The sequence below is a fragment of the Streptomyces sp. NPDC107765 genome (genome assembly GCF_055657085.1).
Genome location: NZ_JBVKBL010000003.1, coordinates 212,265 through 232,502 on the forward strand (window position 1 = coordinate 212,265; position 20,238 = coordinate 232,502).

The window sequence follows — 20,238 nt, forward strand, 5'->3', positions numbered from 1 at the left end:
TAATGGGGTGGTGACTTCCCCAGATCGTCGCTCGGTGCTGCGCGCGGCCGCCTCGGCCGCGGCCGCGGGTGCGCTGATGTCGGGCTGCGACCCCCACCGGGACGAGGAGCACGGCCCCGTACGGGCCGCCGGCCCGAGCCCGTCCCCGGCGGGCCGGGGAACCCACCGGCCGGCCCACGCCGCGCGCCCGCCCACCCGGGTGCCCGGCCTGCCCGTACAGATCGAGAACGGCCCGCGCGACGCCCGCGCGGTCGCGCTCACCTTCCACGGCCGGGGCGACCCGAAGCTGGCGACCGCCCTGCTGGGCGAGGCCGAGCGGGCCGGCGCCCGGATCACCGTGCTCGTCGTCGGCGACTGGCTCGACGCCCAGCCGCAGATGGCCCGCCGCATCCTCGACGGCGGCCACGAGCTGGGCAACCACACCCTGCACCACCGCGACATCTGCGCCCTGCCGGCCGCCGACGCCTACGCCGAGATCACCGGCTGCGCCGACCGGCTCCGCCGGCTCACCGGGACCATCGGCAGCTGGTTCCGCCCCTCACAGACCCGGCGCGCCACCGACCTGGTGACCCGGCTGGCCCGCAAGGCCGGCTATCCGCACGTCCTCTCCTACGACGTGGACTCCCTCGACGCGAACGACCCCGGTGCCCCCGCCGTCCGGCGCACGGTCCTGGACGCGGTCCGGCCGGGCTCGGTCGTGAGCCTCCACCTCGGGCACGCCGGCACGGTGGCCGCGCTGCCCCCGATCCTCGACGGCCTCCGCGGGCGCGGACTGCGCGCGGTGACGACAACGGAGCTAGTGACCTGATGGCTGACCGCAACCGTACCCACGACCGAAAGAGCCCCCGCGTCCGCCGCCGGGCGTCCGCGCTGCTCGCCGTGGCCTGCGCGCTGGTGGCGGCGGCCTGCAGCGGGGAGGGCAAGCCGGCCGGGCAGAGCCCCCGGCCGGTCGAACGCGCACCGGTCAAGGCCGCCAAGCCGGGACTGCCGGGTATGCCGCCGCTGCTCGACGAGCACGACCTGTACGCGGCCGACCGGCCGGGCAGACTGGTGCCCGAGGTCAAGGACTTCCCGCCGCGGATCTACGTGCCCAACACCGGCTCCGACACCGTCAGCGTCATCGACCCGAAGACGTACAAGGTCATCGAGACCATCCCGGTGGGCGTCCAGCCGCAGCACGTCGTGCCGTCCTGGGACCTGAAGACGCTCTGGGTCAACAACAACCGGGGGCACGACCTGACTCCGATCGACCCGGCCACCGGCAAGGCCGGCCAGCCGGTCAAGGTGCACGACCCGTACAACCTCTACTTCACGCCCAACGGCAGGTACGCCGTCGTGATGGCCTCGATGGACCGGCAGCTGGTCTTCCGCGACCCGCACACCATGGAGATCCGCAAGACCCTCCCGGTCAACTGCGCCGGCGTCAACCATGCCGACTTCTCGCCGGACGGCCGGTACTTCATCGTCTCCTGCGAGTTCTCCGGGGAACTGCTCAAGGTCGACACCGAGAAGATGAAGGTCATCGGCCAGGAGAAACTGCCGTTCGACGGGGCGATGCCGCAGGACGTGAAGATCTCCCCGGACGGCAGGACCTGGTACATCGCCGACATGATGGCCGACGGCATCTGGGTCATGAACGGCGACACCTTCGACCGGCCCAGGCTCATGCCGACCGGCAAGGGCGCCCACGGCCTCTACGTCAGCCGCGACTCGCGGTACATGTACATCTCCAACCGCGGCGAGGGCTCGATCTCCCTGCTCGACTTCAAGACGGGGGAGCTCGTCGACAAGTGGCACATCCGCGGCGGCGGCAGCCCCGACATGGGCGGACTGTCCACCGACGGCAAGGTGCTGTGGCTGTCCGGCCGGTACAACTCCGAGGTCTACGCGCTCGACACGAAGACCGGCAAGACCCTCGCCAAGATCCCGGTCGGCCAGGGCCCGCACGGCCTGGCCGTCTACCCGCAGCCCGGGCGGTACTCCCTGGGGCACACCGGCATCTTCCGGTGACCTGGGGCCGCCCGGCCCCACGGCCCGGCACCCGGCTAGGCGTTGTACTCGTCGGCCTTCTGCGGCTCCACGCCCTGGATCATGCCGCTGAGCACCAGCGAACGGTTGGTGAAGCGCTCGGTGTCCACGCCGTGCTCCGCCAGGACGCCCATGGCGGCGGCGTGGACCGTGCGCAGGACCGGGGTCGCGGCGCGCAGCGCGTCATCGGCCATGAAGCGGTGCCGCCAGGGCTTGTCCGCCCAGACGTGCCGCAGACCGAACGGCTCGGGCAGGGTCAGCTTCCCGCCGAGGAAGTCCAGCACCGGCGGGAACCACGTCAGCGGCGCCCGGGCGGCCAGCCGGACCACCTCCTTGGGCTCGATGAGCGGGAGGTGCTGGGTCTTGGTCTCCCAGAACTTGACGACCTTGGCGACGTCCTTGGTCTTCGGCTCCGGCTTGGTCGTGAACAGGCCGTTCACCGGACCGAGGGCGTGACCGGTCACCTCGATGCGCAGCGTCTCGTGCAGCACCGTGACGGTGATCATCAGCGTGATCACCAGCTGGCCGTCCCACAGCACGAACTGCACACCGAGGTAGTGGCGGTTGCCGCTGCCGAACTGCTGCTCGTTGCAGATCCGCTCTATCTCGTGCCCGCGGATCTGGTACGCCTCCACGTGCGCGCCCTCGGGCCGGGCCACGGCGGCGGCCTTCTCCCCGACCGGGGAGACGATCCAATGGCGCACGGACGGGGTGGGGAAACCGCCGGTGTGCAGCGGGCTGCGCTCCAGCAGCCGCAGCTTGTCGTGGATCGCCCGGATCACGTCCCAGCTGCGGAACGGATGGATCTCCGTGCCCTCCTGGACCGGCTTGAGCTCCTCGGCCAGCTGCCAGCTGCCCCAGCGGGTACCCATGCCGAGTATGCCCTTGGGACCGGCGTAGAAGACCACGTTGCTGTTCTGCTCGGCGGTGATCATGGCGAGGTTCTGACGGAGGGTCTCCGCCGCGGTCTGGTTCGGGTCCTGCGGCACCGCCTCGGGGATCTTCGCGGCCACCCCGCCGCCCTCCAGCAGCCCCTTCCAGGACTCCCGCATGGCCACCGCGGTCTTCTCGCAGATCTGCTTGGCCCACCACCAGCCGATCATCGGCACGATCACCATGGCCCGCGCGTACATCGGCCAGAAGCCGGTCATCGGCAGCTTGATCATGAAGAACAGCCCGAGACCGGCCAGCACGGTCAGCAGCGTCGCGCCGAGCAGCGAGACGCCGTTGCCCGCACCGTCCTTGGAGAGCATCTTGCGCAGCTGGAAGACGCCCAGCCACAGGAGCACACCGGGCAGGAACACCACGCCGAACAGCACCATCAGCACCGTCAGCTTGGAGTCCCGCTGCTTGCGGATGCGGGTGGCCGACAGGCAGTGCTCGACGACGGTCTGCGGCTCGATGCCGAACGACTGGATCAGCGGCTTGCGCCCGCCACCGAGCATCCGCACCTGCACCGCCCGCGCGAACGCCTCCCCCAGATTGGGCTCGAACAGCGACAGCTTCGGCTTCTTGATCTCGGACTTGGCGGTGTCGGAGTCGGCCTTGCTGATGGCGACCAGCGGATCGTCACGGTAGGCGGCCGAGGCCAGTGCCTGGGTCGCCGCCGTCTGACCGGCGCTCCCCGAGAGCGGCACCTGCGCCCCAGGACTGAAGTCAAAGCCGTCTGCCACTACCGCCCCCCACACCGCTCGCATCCGATGATGCGGCTCTTCCCGACTTCCGCCGGCGGCACACCTGTGACCCTGCGTCGCCGCCGCCGAACAGGTGTCCGGCACCCTGGTCGGCGGCAGGAACTCAGCGTACAGCCGCCGTCCACCCCAAGGGAGTTGAGCCGGACGACGGCTGATTCCGGGCTGTGTCAGGACCCTTTCAGGGCGCTTTCAGGGCGCTTCCAGGGCTGACCCGGCGTCAACTACCCGCCGTTCCCCGCCGCTTCCCGCACCTTCGCGGCGAGCTGCGGCGGCATCGGCTCGTGCCGCAGGTACACCCGGGAGAACCGGCCGGTGCCGTGCGAGAGCGACCGCAGGTCGACCGCGTACCGGCCGACCTCGATCTCGGGCACCTCGGCGCGGACGACGGTGCGGCCGGCCCCGGACTGCTCGGTGCCCACGACCCGGCCGCGGCGCCCCGACAGATCACTCATCACCGGCCCCACGTACTCGTCCGGAACCATCACACTGACCTCGCAGAACGGCTCCAGCAGATCGATCCGGGCGTCGGCGGCCGCCTCCCGCAGCGCCAGCGCACCCGCCGTCTGGAACGCGGCGTCCGAGGAGTCGACCGAGTGCGCCTTGCCGTCGAGCAGCGTGACGCGGATGTCGACCAGCGGATGCCCGGCGGCGACCCCGCGCGCGGCCTGGGCGCGCACCCCCTTCTCGACGGACGGGATGAACTGCCGCGGCACCGCACCGCCCACCACCTTGTCCACGAACTCGATGCCCGAGCCGCCCGGCAGCGGCTCGACCTCGATCTCGCAGATCGCGAACTGGCCGTGCCCGCCGGACTGTTTGACGTGCCGGCCGCGGCCCGCGGCGGACTCGCCGAAGGTCTCCCGCAGCGGCACCTTGTGCGGCACGGTGTCGACCTGGACGCCGTACCGCGCCCGCAGCCGCTCCAGCGCCACGTCCACATGGGCCTCGCCCAGGCACCACAGCACCACCTGGTGGGTGTCCTGGTTGTGCTCCAGCCGCATCGTCGGATCCTCCGCGACCAGACGGGCCAGGCCCTGGGACAGCTTGTCCTCGTCGGCCTTGCTGTGCGCCTGGATGGCGACCGGCAGCAGCGGGTCCGGCATCGACCAGGGCTCCATCAGCAGCGGATCGTCCTTGGCGGACAGGGTGTCGCCGGTCTCGGCACGGGTCAGCTTCGCCACGCACGCCAGATCACCGGCGATCGCCTGCGGCAGCGGACGCTGCTGCTTGCCGAACGGGGCGGACAGCGCGCCCACCCGCTCGTCGACATCGTGGTCCTCGTGCCCCCGGTCCGCGAGGCCGTGGCCCGAGACGTGCACCGTCTCGTCCGGACGCAGCGTGCCGGAGAAGACCCGGACCAGCGAGATCCGGCCGACATACGGGTCGGACGAGGTCTTGACCACCTCCGCGGCCAGCGGACCGTCCGGATCGCACGCGAGCACCGGGCGCGGACTGCCGTCCGGAGTGGTCACCGCGGGCGCCTCGCGCTCCGCGGGCGTCGGGAAACCGCCCGTGATCAGCTCCAGCAGCTCGACGGTCCCCAGCCCCTGCTTCGAACCCTCCGCGGCCGGAGCCGCGGCCAGCACGGGGTGGAAGGTGCCACGGGCCACCGCCGTCTCCAGGTCCCCGACGAGCGTCTTGATGTCGATGTCCTCACCACCGAGATAGCGGTCCATCAGGGACTCGTCCTCGCTCTCGGCGATGATCGCCTCGATGAGCCGGCCCCGGGCCTCCTCGATCAGCGGCAGCTCCTCGGCGGTCGGCTCCCGCTCGGTGCGCTCCCCGGAGGAGTAGTCGAAGACCCGCTGGGACAGCAGGCCGATCAGACCGCGTACGGGGGCGTGGCCGTCGGCACCCGGCGTCCCGTACAGCGGCAGGTAGAGCGGGACCACGGCGTCCGGATCCTCCCCGCCGAAGGTGGTCCGGCACAGCTCGGTCATCTCGTCGAAGTCGGCCCGGGACGCCTCCAGGTGCGTGATGACCAGCGCCCGCGGCATCCCGACCGCCGCGCACTCGTCCCACACCATGCGGGTCGCGCCGGCCACGCCGTCGGCCGCCGAGACAACGAAAAGGGCCGCGTCCGCTGCGCGCAGACCGGCCCTGAGTTCCCCGACGAAATCGGCGTATCCGGGGGTGTCCAGGATATTGATCTTGATTCCGCCCCAGTCCACCGGGACCAGGGACAGCTGTACCGAACGTTGCTGGCGGTGCTCGATCTCGTCGTAGTCCGACAGACAGCCGCCGTCCTCGACCCGCCCGGCCCGGTTGACCGCGCCGGACGCCAGCGCGAGCGCCTCGACCAGGGTGGTCTTTCCCGATCCGCTGTGGCCGACCAGCACCACGTTCCGCAGGGCCGTGGGCCGGCCGGCCGTTACCGCCCTTCCGGCGGCTCCCGGGTGTGTACTCGTCTTCTCGCTCATGTGTCTCGCCTCCAGGTCGACACTTTGCGGTGATTCGAGCTTTCCACCGTGGTCATCAGCCGTCCATAGATGGCACAGCGCCCCCGTGCTCCCAAGGGGTCGAAGGGGCCCGCACGCGCGCCCGGAGGCGCACGCCGTCCGGCCCGAGCCGCGGGATGCACCCTGCGCCGCGATGCCTTCGTGGTGGCCGCAGACCTCCTGGCTACGATGGGCCAGCCGGTGGCCCCTTGACCGCGCGGCCCGTATCGACCTTCGGGAAGGCCATGCTGAACAAGTACGCGCGTGCTTTCTTCACGCGTGTTCTCACGCCGTTCGCCGCCCTGCTCATCCGCCTCGGTATCAGCCCGGACGCGGTCACCCTCATCGGCACCGGCGGCGTGGTGGCCGGCGCGCTGATCTTCTACCCGCAGGGCGAGTTCTTCTGGGGAACGGTCGTCATCACGCTGTTCGTCTTCTCCGACCTCGTCGACGGCAACATGGCGCGGCAGCTGGGCCGCTCCAGCCGCTGGGGCGCCTTCCTCGACTCCACCCTCGACCGGGTCGCCGACTCGGCGATCTTCGGCGGGCTGGCCCTCTGGTACGCCGGCGGCGGCAACAGCCTGACGCTCTGCGCCATCGCGATCTTCTGCCTGGCCAGCGGCCAGGTGGTCTCGTACACCAAGGCCCGCGGCGAGGCCATCGGACTGCCGGTGGCCGTCAACGGCCTGGTCGAACGCGCCGAACGACTGGTCATCACCCTCGTCGCCTGCGGTCTCTCGGGTCTGCACACATTCGGGGTACCCGGAGTCGAAGCACTGCTGCCGATCGCCCTGTGGATCGTCGCCATCGGCAGCACCGTCACCCTCGGCCAGCGCGTGGTGACGGTACGCCGCGAATCGGCCGAGGCCGACGCCATCGCACAAGGGGGGAACAGCGCATGAGCCCGCGGCTGCCGCGGATCGACACCGGCACACTCACCGACGCGCTCTACGGACTGGGCTGGAGCACCGTCAAACGGCTGCCCGAAGCCGTCGCGGTACGCCTCGGCCGGCAGATCGCCGACACCGCCTGGAAGCGCCGCGGCAAGGGCGTACGCCGCCTGGAGACGAACCTCGCCCGGGTCGTCCCCGACGCCTCCCCCCAGCGCCTGGCCGAGCTCTCCCGCGCCGGGATGCGCTCGTACATGCGCTACTGGATGGAGTCCTTCCGCCTCCCCGCCTGGAGCAAGGACCGCATAAGGAACGGCTTCGTCCCCGAGGACGTCCACCACCTCACCGACGGCCTCAAGAGCGACCGCGGCGTCATCCTCGCCCTGCCCCACATGGGCAACTACGACCTCGCGGGCGTCTGGGTCACCACCAAGCTCAACACCCCCTTCACCACCGTCGCCGAACGCCTCAAGCCGGAATCCCTCTACGACCGCTTCGTCGCCTACCGCGAGGGCCTGGGCATGGAGGTCCTGCCGCACACCGGCGGCGCCGCCTTCGGCACCCTCGCCCACCGCCTGCGGGCCGGCGGCCTGGTCTGCCTGGTCGCCGACCGCGACCTCTCCAGCTCCGGCATACCGGTCAAGTTCTTCGGCGAGGAGACCAAGATGCCCGCCGGCCCGGCGATGCTCGCCCTCCAGACCGGCGCCATGCTGCTGCCCGTCACCCTCTGGTACGACGACACCCCCGTCATGCGCGGCCGGGTCCACCCCGAGATTGAAGTCCCCGAGACCGGCACCCGCACCGAGAAAGCCGCCCAGATGACCCAGGCCCTCGCCGACGCCTTCGCCTCCGGCATCGCCGACCACCCCGAGGACTGGCACATGCTCCAGCGCCTGTGGCTCGCCGACCTGGAGGCCCGCGAGCCCGGAACGGAGACGGCGTGAAGATCGGCATCGTCTGCCCCTACGCCTGGGACGTCCCCGGCGGCGTGCAGTTCCACATCCGCGACCTGGCCGAGCACCTCATCCGGCTCGGCCACGAGGTCTCCGTCCTGGCCCCCTCCGACGACGACACCCCGCTCCCGCCCTACGTCGTCTCCGCCGGCCGCGCCGTACCCGTGCCCTACAACGGCTCGGTCGCCCGCCTCAACTTCGGCTTCCTCTCCGCTGCCCGGGTCCGCCGCTGGCTGCAGAACGGCGCCTTCGACGTCATCCACATCCACGAACCGGCCTCACCCTCCCTGGGCCTGCTCGCCTGCTGGGCCGCCCAGGGCCCGATCGTGGCCACCTTCCACACCTCCAACCCGCGCTCCCGCGCGATGATCGCCGCCTACCCGATCCTCCAGCCCGCCCTGGAGAAGATCAGCGCCCGCATCGCGGTCAGCGAATACGCCCGCCGCACCCTGGTCGAACACCTCGGCGGCGACGCGGTCGTCATCCCCAACGGCGTCGACGTCGACTTCTTCGCCCGCGCCGAACCCAAGGCCGCCTGGCAATCGGAAGGGGTGCGCAGCTCCGGCAAGGACGGCGGTGGCCGACGGGGGGGCACGATCGGCTTCATCGGCCGCATCGACGAACCCCGCAAGGGCCTGCCCGTCCTGATGAAGGCCCTGCCCAAGATCCTCGCCGAGGTCCCCGACGCCCGCCTCCTCGTCGCCGGCCGCGGCGACGAGGAAGAGGCCGTCGCCTCCCTCCCCGCCGAACTCCGCTCCCGGGTCGAATTCCTCGGCATGGTCAGCGACGAGGACAAGGCCCGCCTGCTCCGCAGCGTCGACCTCTACGTCGCCCCCAACACGGGCGGCGAATCCTTCGGCATCATCCTCGTGGAGGCCATGTCCGCCGGTGCCCCCGTACTGGCCAGCGACCTCGACGCGTTCGCCCAGGTCCTCGACCAGGGCGAGGCCGGCGAACTCTTCACCAACGAGGACGCGGACGCCCTCGCCACCGCGGCGGTCCGGCTCCTCGGCGACCCGGCCCGCCTCGCCGAACTCCGCACCCGCGGCACCCGCCACGTCCGCCGCTTCGACTGGTCCACGGTCGGCGCGGACATCCTCGCGGTCTACGAAACGGTGACGGCGGGGGCGACTTCGGTTTTGCCCACGTAGTTGTCTGCTGCGCTTGGCGGTGCCTCCCACGTACCTGTCTGTCCCGCCGCGGGGCTCGCTCGCCGTTGCGCTTTGCGGCGCCCCCGCACGTAGTTGTCTGTCCCGCCGCGGGTCGTCTCGCCGTTGCGCCTGCGGCGGGCTGGGTGGGTGTTGGGTGCGGTGACGGGCCTCCGGGGCCGGTTGTGTGGACTGCTGTCGCTTTACGCTCCGCTGCGCTCCGCCTTCGCTCTTTATCGAGCCCTCGGAAGCGAAGCCCACACAACCGGCCCCTCCGGCCCGTCCCCTCCCGTTGTGGAAGAAGGAATGCGGTGGTGGGGGCGGGCGTTGAGGCATGCAAGGGGACCTGGGAACCCCTACGGGATGCTCGAACAGAACCCGTAAGGGTCGCAAGGGCCCCCTGCGGGGCCACAAGCCGACGGCTGGGCGAGGCATTCCCAAAACCTCACGACACCAGGTGCTCACTCAACAACGCACGCCCCCCACGCACCCGCACACTCCCCCAACGGGAGGGGACGGGCCGGAGGGGCCTTGTTCGTGGACGTAAAGCGCCAGCAGTCCACGAACAAGGCCCCGTAGGCCAGTCACCGCACCCGACACCCACCCAGCCCGCCGCAGGCGCAACGGCGAGAAACAACCGCGGCGCCGCAGAAAGCTAGGTGCGGCGCGCCGCAAAGCGCAACGGCGAGACGACCCGCGGCGGGAGAGCCAGATACGTGCGGGGGCGCCGCAAAGCGCGCAACGGCGAGACGACCCGCGGCGGGACAGACAGGTACGTGCGGGGGCGCCGCAAAGCGCAACGGCGAGCAACCACCACGGCGGGAAAGCCAGGTACGTGGGATACGGGGTATAACCTGCCACCCCGTGAGCACGTTCATCTGGATCGCCGCCGCGATCATCCTCATCGGCATCTACCTCAGCTGGACGGCCGGCCGCCTCGATCGCCTGCATGCGCGCATCGACGCCGCCCGGGCGGCGCTCGATGCCCAGCTGCTGCGGCGGGCGTCCGTCGCGCAGGAGGTCGGGACGTCGGGGGTCCTCGACCCGGCCGCCTCGATCGTCCTGTACCAGGCCGCCCACGAGGCCCGGCAGGCCGAGGAGGACCACCGCGAGGTCGCCGAGAGCGAGCTGAGCCAGGCGCTGCGGGCCATCTTCGCCGAGGAGGCGCAGCTGGAGGCCGTACGGGAGGCACCCGGCGGCGAGCAGACGATCACCGAGCTCACCGCCGCGGTCCGCCGCGTCCCGATGGCCCGGCGTTTCCACAACGACGCCGTACGGGCCGCCCGCGCGGTCCGCCGCCACCGGGTGGTGCGATACTTCCGGCTCGCCGGCCACGCCCCGTTCCCGCTGGCCTTCGAGATGGACGACGAGCCGCCGGCCGTTCTCGACGACCGCTCGGCGGGTGGCTGAGCGGGGAGCGGCAGCGCCCTGGGAAGCGCGTACGACGGACCGGAGGCCGCCCGGGGGAGCGGGTACCGGGCCGCGGGGCGGCGAGCCACCGGCCTTGAATTGGCCCTTTTCATCGGCCGCTCACAAACGGTTGTGTGGGCCGCACGCACAACCACCCGCACTGAGTGAGGTCAAAACCGTGTCCAGCACGCCCACCACGTCCCAGACCCCCGAGACCGGAACCGCGCGCGTCAAGCGCGGAATGGCCGAGCAGCTCAAGGGCGGCGTGATCATGGACGTCGTCACGCCGGAAGAGGCCAAGATCGCCGAGGACGCCGGCGCCGTCGCCGTCATGGCCCTGGAGCGGGTCCCCGCCGACATCCGCAAGGACGGCGGCGTGGCCCGGATGTCCGACCCCGACATGATCGACGGCATCATCGACGCCGTCTCGATCCCGGTCATGGCCAAGTCCCGCATCGGCCACTTCGTCGAGGCCCAGGTCCTGCAGTCGCTCGGCGTCGACTACATCGACGAGTCCGAGGTCCTCACCCCGGCCGACGAGGTCAACCACTCCGACAAGTGGGCCTTCACCACCCCCTTCGTGTGCGGTGCCACCAACCTCGGTGAGGCCCTGCGCCGGATCGCCGAGGGCGCCGCGATGATCCGCTCCAAGGGCGAGGCCGGCACCGGCAACGTCGTCGAGGCGGTCCGTCACCTGCGCCAGATCAAGGGCGAGATCGCCAAGCTGCGCGGCTGTGACAACAACGAGCTGTACGCCGCCGCCAAGGAGCTGCGCGCCCCGTTCGAGCTGGTCAAGGAGGTCGCCGAGCTCGGCAAGCTGCCGGTCGTGCTGTTCTCCGCCGGTGGTGTCGCCACCCCCGCCGACGCCGCTCTGATGCGCCAGCTCGGCGCCGAGGGCGTCTTCGTCGGCTCCGGCATCTTCAAGTCCGGCGACCCCGCCAAGCGCGCCGCCGCGATCGTGAAGGCCACCACCTTCTACGACGACCCGAAGGTCATCGCGGACGTCTCCCGCAACCTGGGCGAGGCCATGGTCGGCATCAACTGCGACACCCTCCCCGAGGCCGAGCGCTACGCCAACCGCGGCTGGTAAGGACGTAAGAACGCAGATGAGCACCCCCACCATCGGCGTGCTGGCCCTCCAGGGCGACGTCCGCGAGCACCTCACCGCGCTCGCCGAGGCGGACGCCCTGGCCCGGCCGGTACGCCGCCCCGAGGAACTGGACGAGGTCGACGGCCTGGTCATCCCCGGCGGCGAGTCCACCACGATGTCCAAACTGGCGGTCGTCTTCGGCATGCTGGAGCCGCTGCGCGCCTTCGTCCGCGCGGGCAAGCCGGTCTACGGCACCTGCGCCGGCATGATCATGGTCGCGGACAAGCTGCTGGACGCCCGGGAAGACCAGGAGACGTTCGGCGGCATCGACATGATCGTGCGCCGTAACGCGTTCGGGCGGCAGAACGAGTCGTTCGAGGCGGCCATCGACGTGGCCGGCATCCCCGGCGGGCCGGTCGAGGGCGTTTTCATCCGGGCGCCCTGGGTCGAGTCGGTCGGCGGAGACGTCGAGGTCCTGGCCACGTACGACGGGCACACCGTCGCCGTGCGGCAGGGTAACGTCCTTGCCACGTCCTTCCACCCGGAACTCACCGGGGACCACCGCGTCCACGCCCTGTTCGTGGACATGGTGCGGGCCGCGGCCGGGTGAGGCTGCGGCGATCAGGTGAGTGACACCGTGTGACGCGGCCCCGGTAGGATCGACGGCGTTCGTTTCAGGATTGGTTACGCGAAGGAGACAGGCGGATGTCCGGCCACTCTAAATGGGCTACGACGAAGCACAAGAAGGCCGTGATCGATGCCAAGCGCGGCAAGCTCTTCGCGAAGCTGATCAAGAACATCGAGGTCGCGGCCCGTACGGGCGGCGCCGACCCGGACGGTAACCCGACCCTCTTCGACGCCATCCAGAAGGCCAAGAAGTCGTCGGTGCCGAACAAGAACATCGACTCCGCGGTCAAGCGCGGAGCCGGTCTCGAGGCGGGCGGCGCCGACTACGAAACGATCATGTACGAGGGTTACGGCCCCAACGGTGTCGCGGTGCTCATCGAGTGCCTCACCGACAACCGCAACCGTGCCGCCTCGGACGTCCGCGTCGCCATGACCCGCAACGGCGGTTCGATGGCCGACCCCGGCTCCGTCTCGTACCTCTTCAACCGCAAGGGCGTCGTGATCGTCCCCAAGGGCGAGCTGACCGAGGACGACGTCCTGACCGCGGTGCTCGACGCGGGTGCCGAGGAGGTCAACGACCTCGGTGAGTCCTTCGAGGTGCTCAGCGAGGCCACCGACCTGGTCGCGGTCCGCACCGCGCTCCAGGAAGCCGGGATCGACTACGACTCGGCGGACGCCAACTTCGTCCCGACCATGCAGGTCGAGCTGGAGGAAGAGGGCGCCCGCAAGATCTTCAAGCTGATCGACGCGCTGGAGGACAGCGACGACGTGCAGAACGTCTTCGCCAACTTCGACGTCTCGGACGACGTCATGGCCAAGGTCGACGCCTGACACCGACCACGGTCGATGCTTGAGCGAGCCATGGCCGACGTTTGAGCCGGACCACGGTCGTCGTCTGAGCCGGAGCACGTGTCGTCGTCCGAACCGCACCACGGTCGACGTCCGAGCCGGAAACAGGCCGGACCTTGCCCAGGCGCCACAGCCGCGCCCGACGGGCCGACGGGGAGCACACCCCGTCGGCCCGTCGCGTTGTCGGCGGGTGGCGAGTCGGCCGCTGGCGTGGTCGGTGGGGGGCGTTGTCAGTGGCACCCGATACTGTGCTGAGCAGGGGATCTCCGCGCCCCCCAAGGGGGAGGTGCGGGGTGAAACGGTCCGTCAGGTCGGTGGGCCGACGGCCGGTTCGGCAGGTCCCCGGGCGGCAGCACGAGGGTGCGGCGGTCGTGGCGCGGTGCGTGAGAGGGGAGGGCGTCGTGAAGGTGCTCGGGGTGGACCCGGGGCTGACCCGGTGCGGGGTCGGCGTGGTGGAAGGCGTGGCCGGGCGCCCGTTGACGATGGTGGGGGTCGGTGTCGTCCGCACCCCGGCCGACGCGGACGTCGCCCACCGTCTCGTCCTCATCGAGCGCGGCCTGGAGGAGTGGCTGGACCGCCACCGCCCCGAATTCGTCGCGGTGGAGCGGGTGTTCAGCCAGCACAACGTCCGTACGGTCATGGGCACCGCCCAGGCCAGCGCGGTGGCCATGCTCTGCGCCGCCCGCCGCGGACTGCCGGTCGCGCTGCACACCCCCAGCGAGGTCAAGGCCGCCGTCACCGGCTCGGGACGGGCCGACAAGGCCCAGGTCGGCGCGATGGTGACCCGGCTGCTGCGGCTCTCCGCCCCGCCCAAACCGGCCGACGCCGCGGACGCCCTCGCCCTCGCCATCTGCCACATATGGCGCGCCCCCGCGGTCAACCGCCTCCAGGAGGCGCAGGCCGCCGCCCGCCGCACCCCCGCTCCCGTACGTACGCCGAAGGGCACCCGATGATCGCCTTTGTCTCCGGCCCGGTCGCGGCCCTGGCCCCCGATGCCGCCGTCGTCGAGGTCGGCGGGATCGGCATGGCCGTCCAGTGCACGCCGAACACCCTCTCCGGCCTGCGCGTCGGCGAGCCGGCCAGGCTCGCCACCTCCCTCGTCGTCCGCGAGGACTCGCTCACCCTCTACGGCTTCGCCGACGACGACGAGCGGCAGACCTTCGAGCTGCTGCAGACCGCCAGCGGCGTCGGCCCCCGGCTGGCCCAGGCCATGCTCGCGGTGCACTCCCCGGACGCCCTGCGGCTGGCGGTCTCCACCGGCGACGAGAAGGCCCTCACCGCCGTGCCCGGCATCGGCAAGAAGGGCGCACAGAAGCTGCTGCTGGAGCTGAAGGACCGGCTCGGCGCGCCGGTGGGCAGCCGTCGTCCGGCGGCGGCCGCCGCGGGCCCGGCCGGCTGGCGCGACCAGCTGCAGGCCGCCCTGATCGGCCTCGGCTACGCCACCCGGGAGGCGGACGAGGCGGTCGCCGCGGTCGCCCCGCAGGCCGAGGCCGCCGTCGCCGAGGGCGGCGCCCCCCAGGTGCCGCAGTTGCTCAAGGCCGCCCTGCAGACCCTCAACCGCGCCCGATGACCGCCGCCGCGGGCCCCGCCCCGTGCCGTGCGCGGCGCCCCGGCCCGCGACCGTACGACCCGACCGGCGGCCCGGCCGCCCCGACCCCGCGAGGCATTCCGCAGTGAACTGGGACGACACCGCACCGGCCACCGACGACGCCGCCCCGGCCGGCCCCGACCGGCTGGTCGGCGCCGACGCCGACGGTGAGGACACCGCCGTCGAGGCCGCGCTGCGGCCCAAGGACCTCCAGGAGTTCGTCGGCCAGGAGCGGGTGCGCGAACAGCTCGACCTGGTCCTGCGCGCCGCCCGGGCCCGCGGCGCCACCGCCGACCACGTCCTGCTCTCCGGCGCGCCCGGCCTCGGCAAGACGACCCTGTCGATGATCATCGCTGCCGAGATGGGCGCCCCGATCCGGATCACCTCCGGCCCCGCCATCCAGCACGCCGGCGACCTCGCCGCGATCCTCTCCTCCCTCCAGGAGGGCGAGGTCCTCTTCCTCGACGAGATCCACCGGATGTCCCGGCCCGCCGAGGAGATGCTCTACATGGCGATGGAGGACTTCCGCGTCGACGTGATCGTGGGGAAGGGCCCGGGCGCCACCGCCATTCCGCTGGACCTTCCGCCGTTCACGCTGGTCGGAGCCACGACCCGGGCCGGTCTGCTGCCGCCGCCGCTGCGCGACCGCTTCGGCTTCACCGCCCACATGGAGTTCTACGCCCCCGAGGAGCTCCAGCGGGTCATCCACCGCTCGGCCGGCCTGCTGGACGTCCCCCTGGAGGCGGACGGCGCCGCCGAGATCGCCGGCCGGTCCCGCGGCACGCCCCGGATCGCCAACCGCCTGCTGCGCCGGGTCCGCGACTACGCCCAGGTCAAGGCCGACGGCGTGATCACCCGCGAGATCGCCTCGCAGGCCCTGGGGGTCTACGAGGTCGACGCGCGCGGCCTGGACCGCCTCGACCGTGCGGTGCTCACCGCCCTGCTCAAGCTGTTCGGCGGCGGCCCGGTGGGCCTGTCCACCCTGGCGGTGGCGGTGGGGGAGGAGCGCGAGACGGTCGAGGAGGTCGCCGAGCCGTTCCTCGTACGGGAGGGCCTGCTCGCCCGGACCCCGCGCGGGCGGATCGCCACCCCTGCGGCCTGGGCGCATCTGGGGATGGTTCCGCCGCAGCACCAAGCGGGCGGAAACGGACAGCAGGGCCTGTTCGGGGCGTGACGGCGCGGGGACTCGCCCGGGCAGGAACTGCGGTGCGATGCTGGGCGTTGTTCCACTGGTGGGGACTCGCTTAGACTCCGCCGATGCCGTCCGTAGGGGCCGGCATACCACCCCCGTATATGAGGCCGCGGCTGCGCGGTCGTGCGAAGGATCTTCGTCCCGTGCCCAACATCGTCTCTCTCCTCCCCTTCATCGTCCTCATCGGGGCCATGTTCCTGATGACGCGGTCCGCCAAGAAGAAGCAGCAGGCGGCCGCGCAGATGCGCAACCAGATGCAGCCGGGCGCCGGCGTGCGCACGATCGGCGGCATGTACGCCACCGTCAAGGAGGTCCACGAGGACACCGTCCTCCTTGAGGTCGCCCCCGGCGTGCACGCCATCTACGCCAAGAACGCCATCGGCGCGGTGCTCGCGGACGAGGAGTACAACCGCATCCTGGACGGTGCCGACCCGATCCACGCCGAGGAGACCGTCGTCCCGGACGACGCCTCGTCGCTGACCGGCGACACCGCCGGCGAAGCCACCGAAACGGGTGACAAGGCCGACAAGATCGACCTGGGCAAGGCCGCGACGCCGGCCGACGCCGAGCCCGCCGCCGAGCAGCCCGCGGCCGACGAGGCCGGGGCCGGCAAGGAAACCAAGGACGCCGGGGACGGCGCCAAGGCCGACGCGGACGCCGCCGAGAAGGACAAGAAGACCGGCGGCGACGCGAAGTAGTCCCTCCCACGGAACCGCGGAGCACCCGTCGAGGCGTGCACCGCGGTTCCGGGACGGTCTAGGCTCCGGCGGGGGCAGGTCCCCACAACACTTCGTGGCCGCTCGGCCGATACCCCAGGCCGAGGGGTTGGACAGGGAGAATCGAGAAGGTGGCAGCACCGAAAAAGGGCCGCAGGGCGCCCGCGGGCCAGGGGCATCCGGTCCGCACCCTGCTCCTGGTCCTGATCGCGATGGCGGGGCTGATCGGAGGCATGTTCTACTCCGGCACCCTGGCGCCCCGGCTGGGCATCGACCTGGCCGGCGGTACGAGCTTCACGCTCCAGGCCGAGAACATGCCGGGCAGGCCCAACGCGATCAACCCGACCAACATGAAGACCGCCGCCGACATCATGGACCGGCGGGTCAACGGTCTGGGCGTCTCCGAGACCGAGGTCCAGACGCAGGGCACCAACCACATCATCGTGAACATCCCCCGGGGGACGAACGCGAAGCAGGCCCGCCAGCAGGTCGGCACCACCGCCCAGCTCGGCTTCCGCCCGGTGCTGACCACCACCGTGGGCACGAAGACCCCCGAGCCGAAGCCCAACCCGTCGCAGAGCGGCAAGAACGCCAAGGGCAAGGGCGGCCAGCAGGCCGGCGGCACCCAGCAGCACGCCTCCTCCTCGCCGAAGCCCGACGCGAAGCCCTCGACGCAGGGCCGCGCCGTCACGGACTCCCTGAAGAAGGCGCCGTCCGCCAAGCCCACCCCCTCGGGTCCGGCCAAGCCCTCCACGCCTCCGACGCCCCCGGCGCCCGGTGGCGACCAGATCCCGCCGGCCCTCCAGAAGAAGCTGAACGCGCTGGACTGCTCGACGAAGCAGGGCCGCGCCGCCGCCGGTGAGCAGGCCGCCGCGGCCAAGCCCACCGACCCGGTCGTGGCCTGCAACACCGAGGGCACCCAGAAGTACGTGCTCGGCCCGGTGGCCGTCGAGGGCACGGACGTCAAGGGCGCCAAGGCCGTCTTCGACAGCCAGCAGGGCCAGGGCTGGATCGTCCAGATGGACTTCACCTCCGACGGCGGCAAGAAGTTCGCGGACATCACCGGCAAGCTCGCCACCAAGGCGCAGCCGCAGAACCAGTTCGCGATCGTCCTGGACGGCGCGGTGGTCTCCGACCCGCGGGTCAGCGAGCAGCTCAACGGCGGCAACGCCACCATCTCCGGCGGCTTCACCCAGCAGTCCGCGCAGGACCTGGGCAACATGCTCTCCTACGGTGCCCTGCCGCTCTCGTTCAAGATCGTCGACGAGACCTCGGTCACCGCGGCGCTCGGCGGTGAGCAGCTGCACGCCGGTCTGATCGCCGGCGCGATCGGCCTGGGGCTGGTCGTGATCTACCTCATCGCCTACTACCGGGGCCTGGCGCTGGTCGCGCTGGCGAGCCTCTGCGTCTCGGCGATCCTGACGTACGCGATCATGACGCTGCTCGGGCCGGCCATCCAGTTCGCGCTGAACCTCCCGGCGGTCTGTGGCGCCATCGTCGCCATCGGCATCACCGCCGACTCGTTCATCGTCTACTTCGAACGCATCCGGGACGAGATCCGCGAGGGCCGCACCCTGCGTCCGGCCGTCGAGCGCGGCTGGCCGCGGGCCCGCCGCACGATCCTGGTCTCCGACTTCGTGTCGTTCCTGGCCGCCGCGGTGCTGTTCGCGGTCACCGTCGGCAAGGTCCAGGGCTTCGCGTTCACGCTCGGTCTGACCACCGTGCTCGACGTCGTCGTGGTCTTCCTCTTCACCAAGCCGCTGATGACGCTGCTGGCCCGCCGGAAGTTCTTCGCCGACGGGCACCCCTGGTCCGGCCTCGACCCCAAGCGCCTGGGCGCCAAGCCGCCGCTGCGCCGTCGTCGCACCGCCCCCACCCAGACGAAGGAGGCGTGAGATGTCCAAGCTCGGAAGCATCGGCGCCCGGCTCTACCGCGGTGAGGTCGGTTACGACTTCATCGGCAAGCGGAAGATCTGGTACGGCATCTCGATCCTCATCACCATCACGGCCATCGTCGGCCTGGCGGTGCGCGGTCTGAACATGGGCATCGAGTTCTCCGGCGGCGCGGTCTTCTCGACCCCGAAGACCTCGGTGTCGACCGCGGAGGCGCAGGCCCGGGCCGAGTCCGCGTCCGGTGGCCACCAGGCCGTGGTGCAGAAGCTCGGCGACGGTGCGCTGCGGATCCAGATCGGCGGTCTGGACACCAAGCAGGCGGTGCCGGTCCAGGAGCAGCTCGCCAAGGAGCTGAAGGTCCCGGCCCAGGACGTCAACACCCAGCTGGTCGGCCCGAGTTGGGGCGAGGAGATCGCCAACAAGGCCTGGCTGGGCCTGGGCATCTTCATGGTCCTGGTGGTGCTCTACCTGGCCATCGCCTTCGAGTGGCGGATGGCGCTGGCCGCCCTGATCGCGCTGATCCACGACCTCACGATCACCGTCGGCGTCTACGCCCTGGTCGGCTTCGAGGTCACCCCGGGCACGGTCATCGGTCTGCTGACCATCCTCGGCTACTCGCTGTACGACACGGTCGTCGTCTTCGACAGCCTCAAGGAAGCCTCCAAGGACATCACCAAGCAGACCCGCTTCACCTACAGCGAGATCGCCAACCGCTCGATCAACGGCACGCTGGTGCGGTCCATCAACACCACCGTCGTGGCGCTGCTCCCGGTCGCCGGTCTGCTGTTCGTCGGCGGCGGTCTGCTGGGCGCGGGCATGCTCAACGACATCTCGCTGGCCCTGTTCGTCGGTCTCGCCGCCGGTGCGTACTCCTCGATCTTCATCGCGACCCCGCTGGTCACCGACCTCAAGAACAGCGAGCCGGAGATGAAGGCGCTGGCCAAGCGGGTCAAGGCCAAGCGCGCCGCGGCCGCCGCCAAGGCCGCGAGCCAGGAGGACGGCGAGTCCGCGCCCGAGGGTGCGGCGGACGGCGAGGACGGCCCCGCGGTCGTCGGCCCCCGCCACCAGCCCGCCGCCCGTAACCGCGGACGCGGCCGCCCGTCGGGCAAGCGCCGATGAACGGCCCCGGAGCACTGCGGGAGCTGCTGCTCAGCAAGATCGCGGACGTGCCGGACTATCCCAAGCCGGGCGTGATGTTCAAGGACATCACCCCGCTGCTGGCCGATCCGGCGGCCTTCGGTGCGCTCACCGACGCCCTCGCCGGGCTGTGCGAGCGGCACGGCGCCGACAAGGTCGTGGGCCTGGAGGCGCGCGGGTTCATACTCGCCGCCCCCGTCGCGGTCCGGGCCGGCCTCGGCTTCGTCCCCGTCCGCAAGGCCGGCAAGCTGCCTGGTGCGACGCTCGGGCAGTCCTACGAGCTGGAGTACGGCTCCGCCGAGATCGAGATGCACGCCGATGCGCTGACGCCGGGGGAGCGGGTGCTGGTGATCGACGACGTGCTGGCCACCGGCGGCACCGCCGATGCCTCGCTCCAGCTGATCCGCCGGGCCGGCGCCGAGGTCGCCGGCGTCGCGGTGCTGATGGAGCTCGGCTTCCTCGCCGGGCGCCGGCGCCTGGAGCCGGGCCTGAAGGGCGCCCCGCTGGAGGCGCTGATCACGGTCTGACCAGGGCCGTCCCACCTGCTGGACAAGCAGGGGCATCCGGAACAATCCGGGTGCCCCT

At 71.4% G+C, this 20,238-nt stretch carries 18 protein-coding genes; 16 read left to right on the forward strand and 2 right to left on the reverse strand.

Features of this window, described 5'->3' with window-relative positions:
• Nucleotides 1–34 precede the first annotated feature (34 nt).
• Together ACZ7MX_RS09640 and ACZ7MX_RS09645 are read left to right on the forward strand one after the other, a co-directional pair.
• On the forward strand, nucleotides 35–808 hold the full coding sequence (locus tag ACZ7MX_RS09640) for a polysaccharide deacetylase family protein (RefSeq protein ID WP_472131364.1): 774 nt from the start codon (nucleotides 35–37) through the stop codon (nucleotides 806–808).
• Nucleotides 808–2,010: a YncE family protein gene (locus tag ACZ7MX_RS09645; RefSeq protein ID WP_472130935.1), complete on the forward strand. Its 1,203-nt coding sequence runs from the start codon at nucleotides 808–810 to the stop codon at nucleotides 2,008–2,010. Before ACZ7MX_RS09640 ends, ACZ7MX_RS09645 begins: the two co-directional genes overlap by 1 nt.
• Before the next feature lie 35 nt (nucleotides 2,011–2,045).
• On the opposite strand, the gene ACZ7MX_RS09650 is transcribed toward ACZ7MX_RS09645, so the two are convergent.
• Nucleotides 2,046–3,725, reverse strand: coding sequence for a hypothetical protein (locus tag ACZ7MX_RS09650; RefSeq protein ID WP_472130937.1), 1,680 nt, complete (start codon nucleotides 3,723–3,725; stop codon nucleotides 2,046–2,048).
• Nucleotides 3,726–3,943: 218 nt separating this feature from the next.
• Nucleotides 3,944–6,142, reverse strand: a complete 2,199-nt coding sequence (locus tag ACZ7MX_RS09655; RefSeq protein ID WP_472130939.1) for an elongation factor G-like protein EF-G2 — start codon at nucleotides 6,140–6,142, stop codon at nucleotides 3,944–3,946.
• Nucleotides 6,143–6,405: 263 nt separating this feature from the next.
• Here ACZ7MX_RS09655 and pgsA point away from each other — a divergent pair, with 263 nt between their 5' ends.
• From pgsA to ACZ7MX_RS09725, 14 genes are all read left to right on the forward strand, one after another.
• Nucleotides 6,406–7,062 carry a phosphatidylinositol phosphate synthase gene (pgsA, locus tag ACZ7MX_RS09660; protein ID WP_472130941.1) on the forward strand — a complete coding sequence of 219 codons (657 nt, stop codon included), beginning with the start codon at nucleotides 6,406–6,408 and terminating at the stop codon, nucleotides 7,060–7,062.
• The gene (locus ACZ7MX_RS09665) at nucleotides 7,059–7,994 is read left to right on the forward strand and encodes a phosphatidylinositol mannoside acyltransferase (RefSeq protein ID WP_472130943.1); all 936 of its coding nucleotides are present in this window, start codon (nucleotides 7,059–7,061) and stop codon (nucleotides 7,992–7,994) included. The genes pgsA and ACZ7MX_RS09665 overlap by 4 nt, the downstream gene beginning before the upstream one ends.
• On the forward strand, nucleotides 7,991–9,154 hold the full coding sequence (locus ACZ7MX_RS09670; protein WP_472130945.1) for a glycosyltransferase family 4 protein: 1,164 nt from the start codon (nucleotides 7,991–7,993) through the stop codon (nucleotides 9,152–9,154). Before ACZ7MX_RS09665 ends, ACZ7MX_RS09670 begins: the two co-directional genes overlap by 4 nt.
• Before the next feature lie 861 nt (nucleotides 9,155–10,015).
• Nucleotides 10,016–10,561 carry a hypothetical protein gene (locus ACZ7MX_RS09675; RefSeq protein WP_030415312.1) on the forward strand — a complete coding sequence of 182 codons (546 nt, stop codon included), beginning with the start codon at nucleotides 10,016–10,018 and terminating at the stop codon, nucleotides 10,559–10,561.
• A 178-nt stretch (nucleotides 10,562–10,739) separates the two neighbouring features.
• The gene (gene pdxS / locus ACZ7MX_RS09680; RefSeq protein WP_472130947.1) at nucleotides 10,740–11,651 is read left to right on the forward strand and encodes a pyridoxal 5'-phosphate synthase lyase subunit PdxS; all 912 of its coding nucleotides are present in this window, start codon (nucleotides 10,740–10,742) and stop codon (nucleotides 11,649–11,651) included.
• Nucleotides 11,652–11,667: 16 nt separating this feature from the next.
• A complete protein-coding gene (gene pdxT, locus ACZ7MX_RS09685; RefSeq protein ID WP_472130948.1) occupies nucleotides 11,668–12,261 on the forward strand; it encodes a pyridoxal 5'-phosphate synthase glutaminase subunit PdxT in 594 nt (197 codons plus the stop codon).
• A 95-nt stretch (nucleotides 12,262–12,356) separates the two neighbouring features.
• Nucleotides 12,357–13,109, forward strand: a complete 753-nt coding sequence (locus ACZ7MX_RS09690; RefSeq protein ID WP_310725706.1) for a YebC/PmpR family DNA-binding transcriptional regulator — start codon at nucleotides 12,357–12,359, stop codon at nucleotides 13,107–13,109.
• A 419-nt stretch (nucleotides 13,110–13,528) separates the two neighbouring features.
• Entirely contained in the window at nucleotides 13,529–14,080 is a 552-nt protein-coding gene (gene ruvC, locus ACZ7MX_RS09695) for a crossover junction endodeoxyribonuclease RuvC (RefSeq protein WP_472130950.1), read from the forward strand.
• On the forward strand, nucleotides 14,077–14,697 hold the full coding sequence (ruvA, locus tag ACZ7MX_RS09700; RefSeq protein ID WP_472130952.1) for a Holliday junction branch migration protein RuvA: 621 nt from the start codon (nucleotides 14,077–14,079) through the stop codon (nucleotides 14,695–14,697). Before ruvC ends, ruvA begins: the two co-directional genes overlap by 4 nt.
• Before the next feature lie 103 nt (nucleotides 14,698–14,800).
• On the forward strand, nucleotides 14,801–15,889 hold the full coding sequence (gene ruvB, locus ACZ7MX_RS09705; RefSeq protein WP_472130954.1) for a Holliday junction branch migration DNA helicase RuvB: 1,089 nt from the start codon (nucleotides 14,801–14,803) through the stop codon (nucleotides 15,887–15,889).
• Nucleotides 15,890–16,008: 119 nt separating this feature from the next.
• Nucleotides 16,009–16,605, forward strand: coding sequence for a preprotein translocase subunit YajC (gene yajC, locus ACZ7MX_RS09710; RefSeq protein ID WP_472130955.1), 597 nt, complete (start codon nucleotides 16,009–16,011; stop codon nucleotides 16,603–16,605).
• Between the two features lie 149 nt (nucleotides 16,606–16,754).
• Nucleotides 16,755–18,518, forward strand: coding sequence for a protein translocase subunit SecD (secD, locus tag ACZ7MX_RS09715; protein WP_472130957.1), 1,764 nt, complete (start codon nucleotides 16,755–16,757; stop codon nucleotides 18,516–18,518).
• A 1-nt stretch (nucleotide 18,519) separates the two neighbouring features.
• Complete coding sequence (secF, locus tag ACZ7MX_RS09720; protein WP_472130959.1) at nucleotides 18,520–19,635, forward strand: protein translocase subunit SecF; 1,116 nt, start codon at nucleotides 18,520–18,522, stop codon at nucleotides 19,633–19,635.
• On the forward strand, nucleotides 19,632–20,180 hold the full coding sequence (locus ACZ7MX_RS09725) for an adenine phosphoribosyltransferase (protein ID WP_472130961.1): 549 nt from the start codon (nucleotides 19,632–19,634) through the stop codon (nucleotides 20,178–20,180). The genes secF and ACZ7MX_RS09725 overlap by 4 nt, the downstream gene beginning before the upstream one ends.
• Nucleotides 20,181–20,238: the final 58 nt, after the last annotated feature.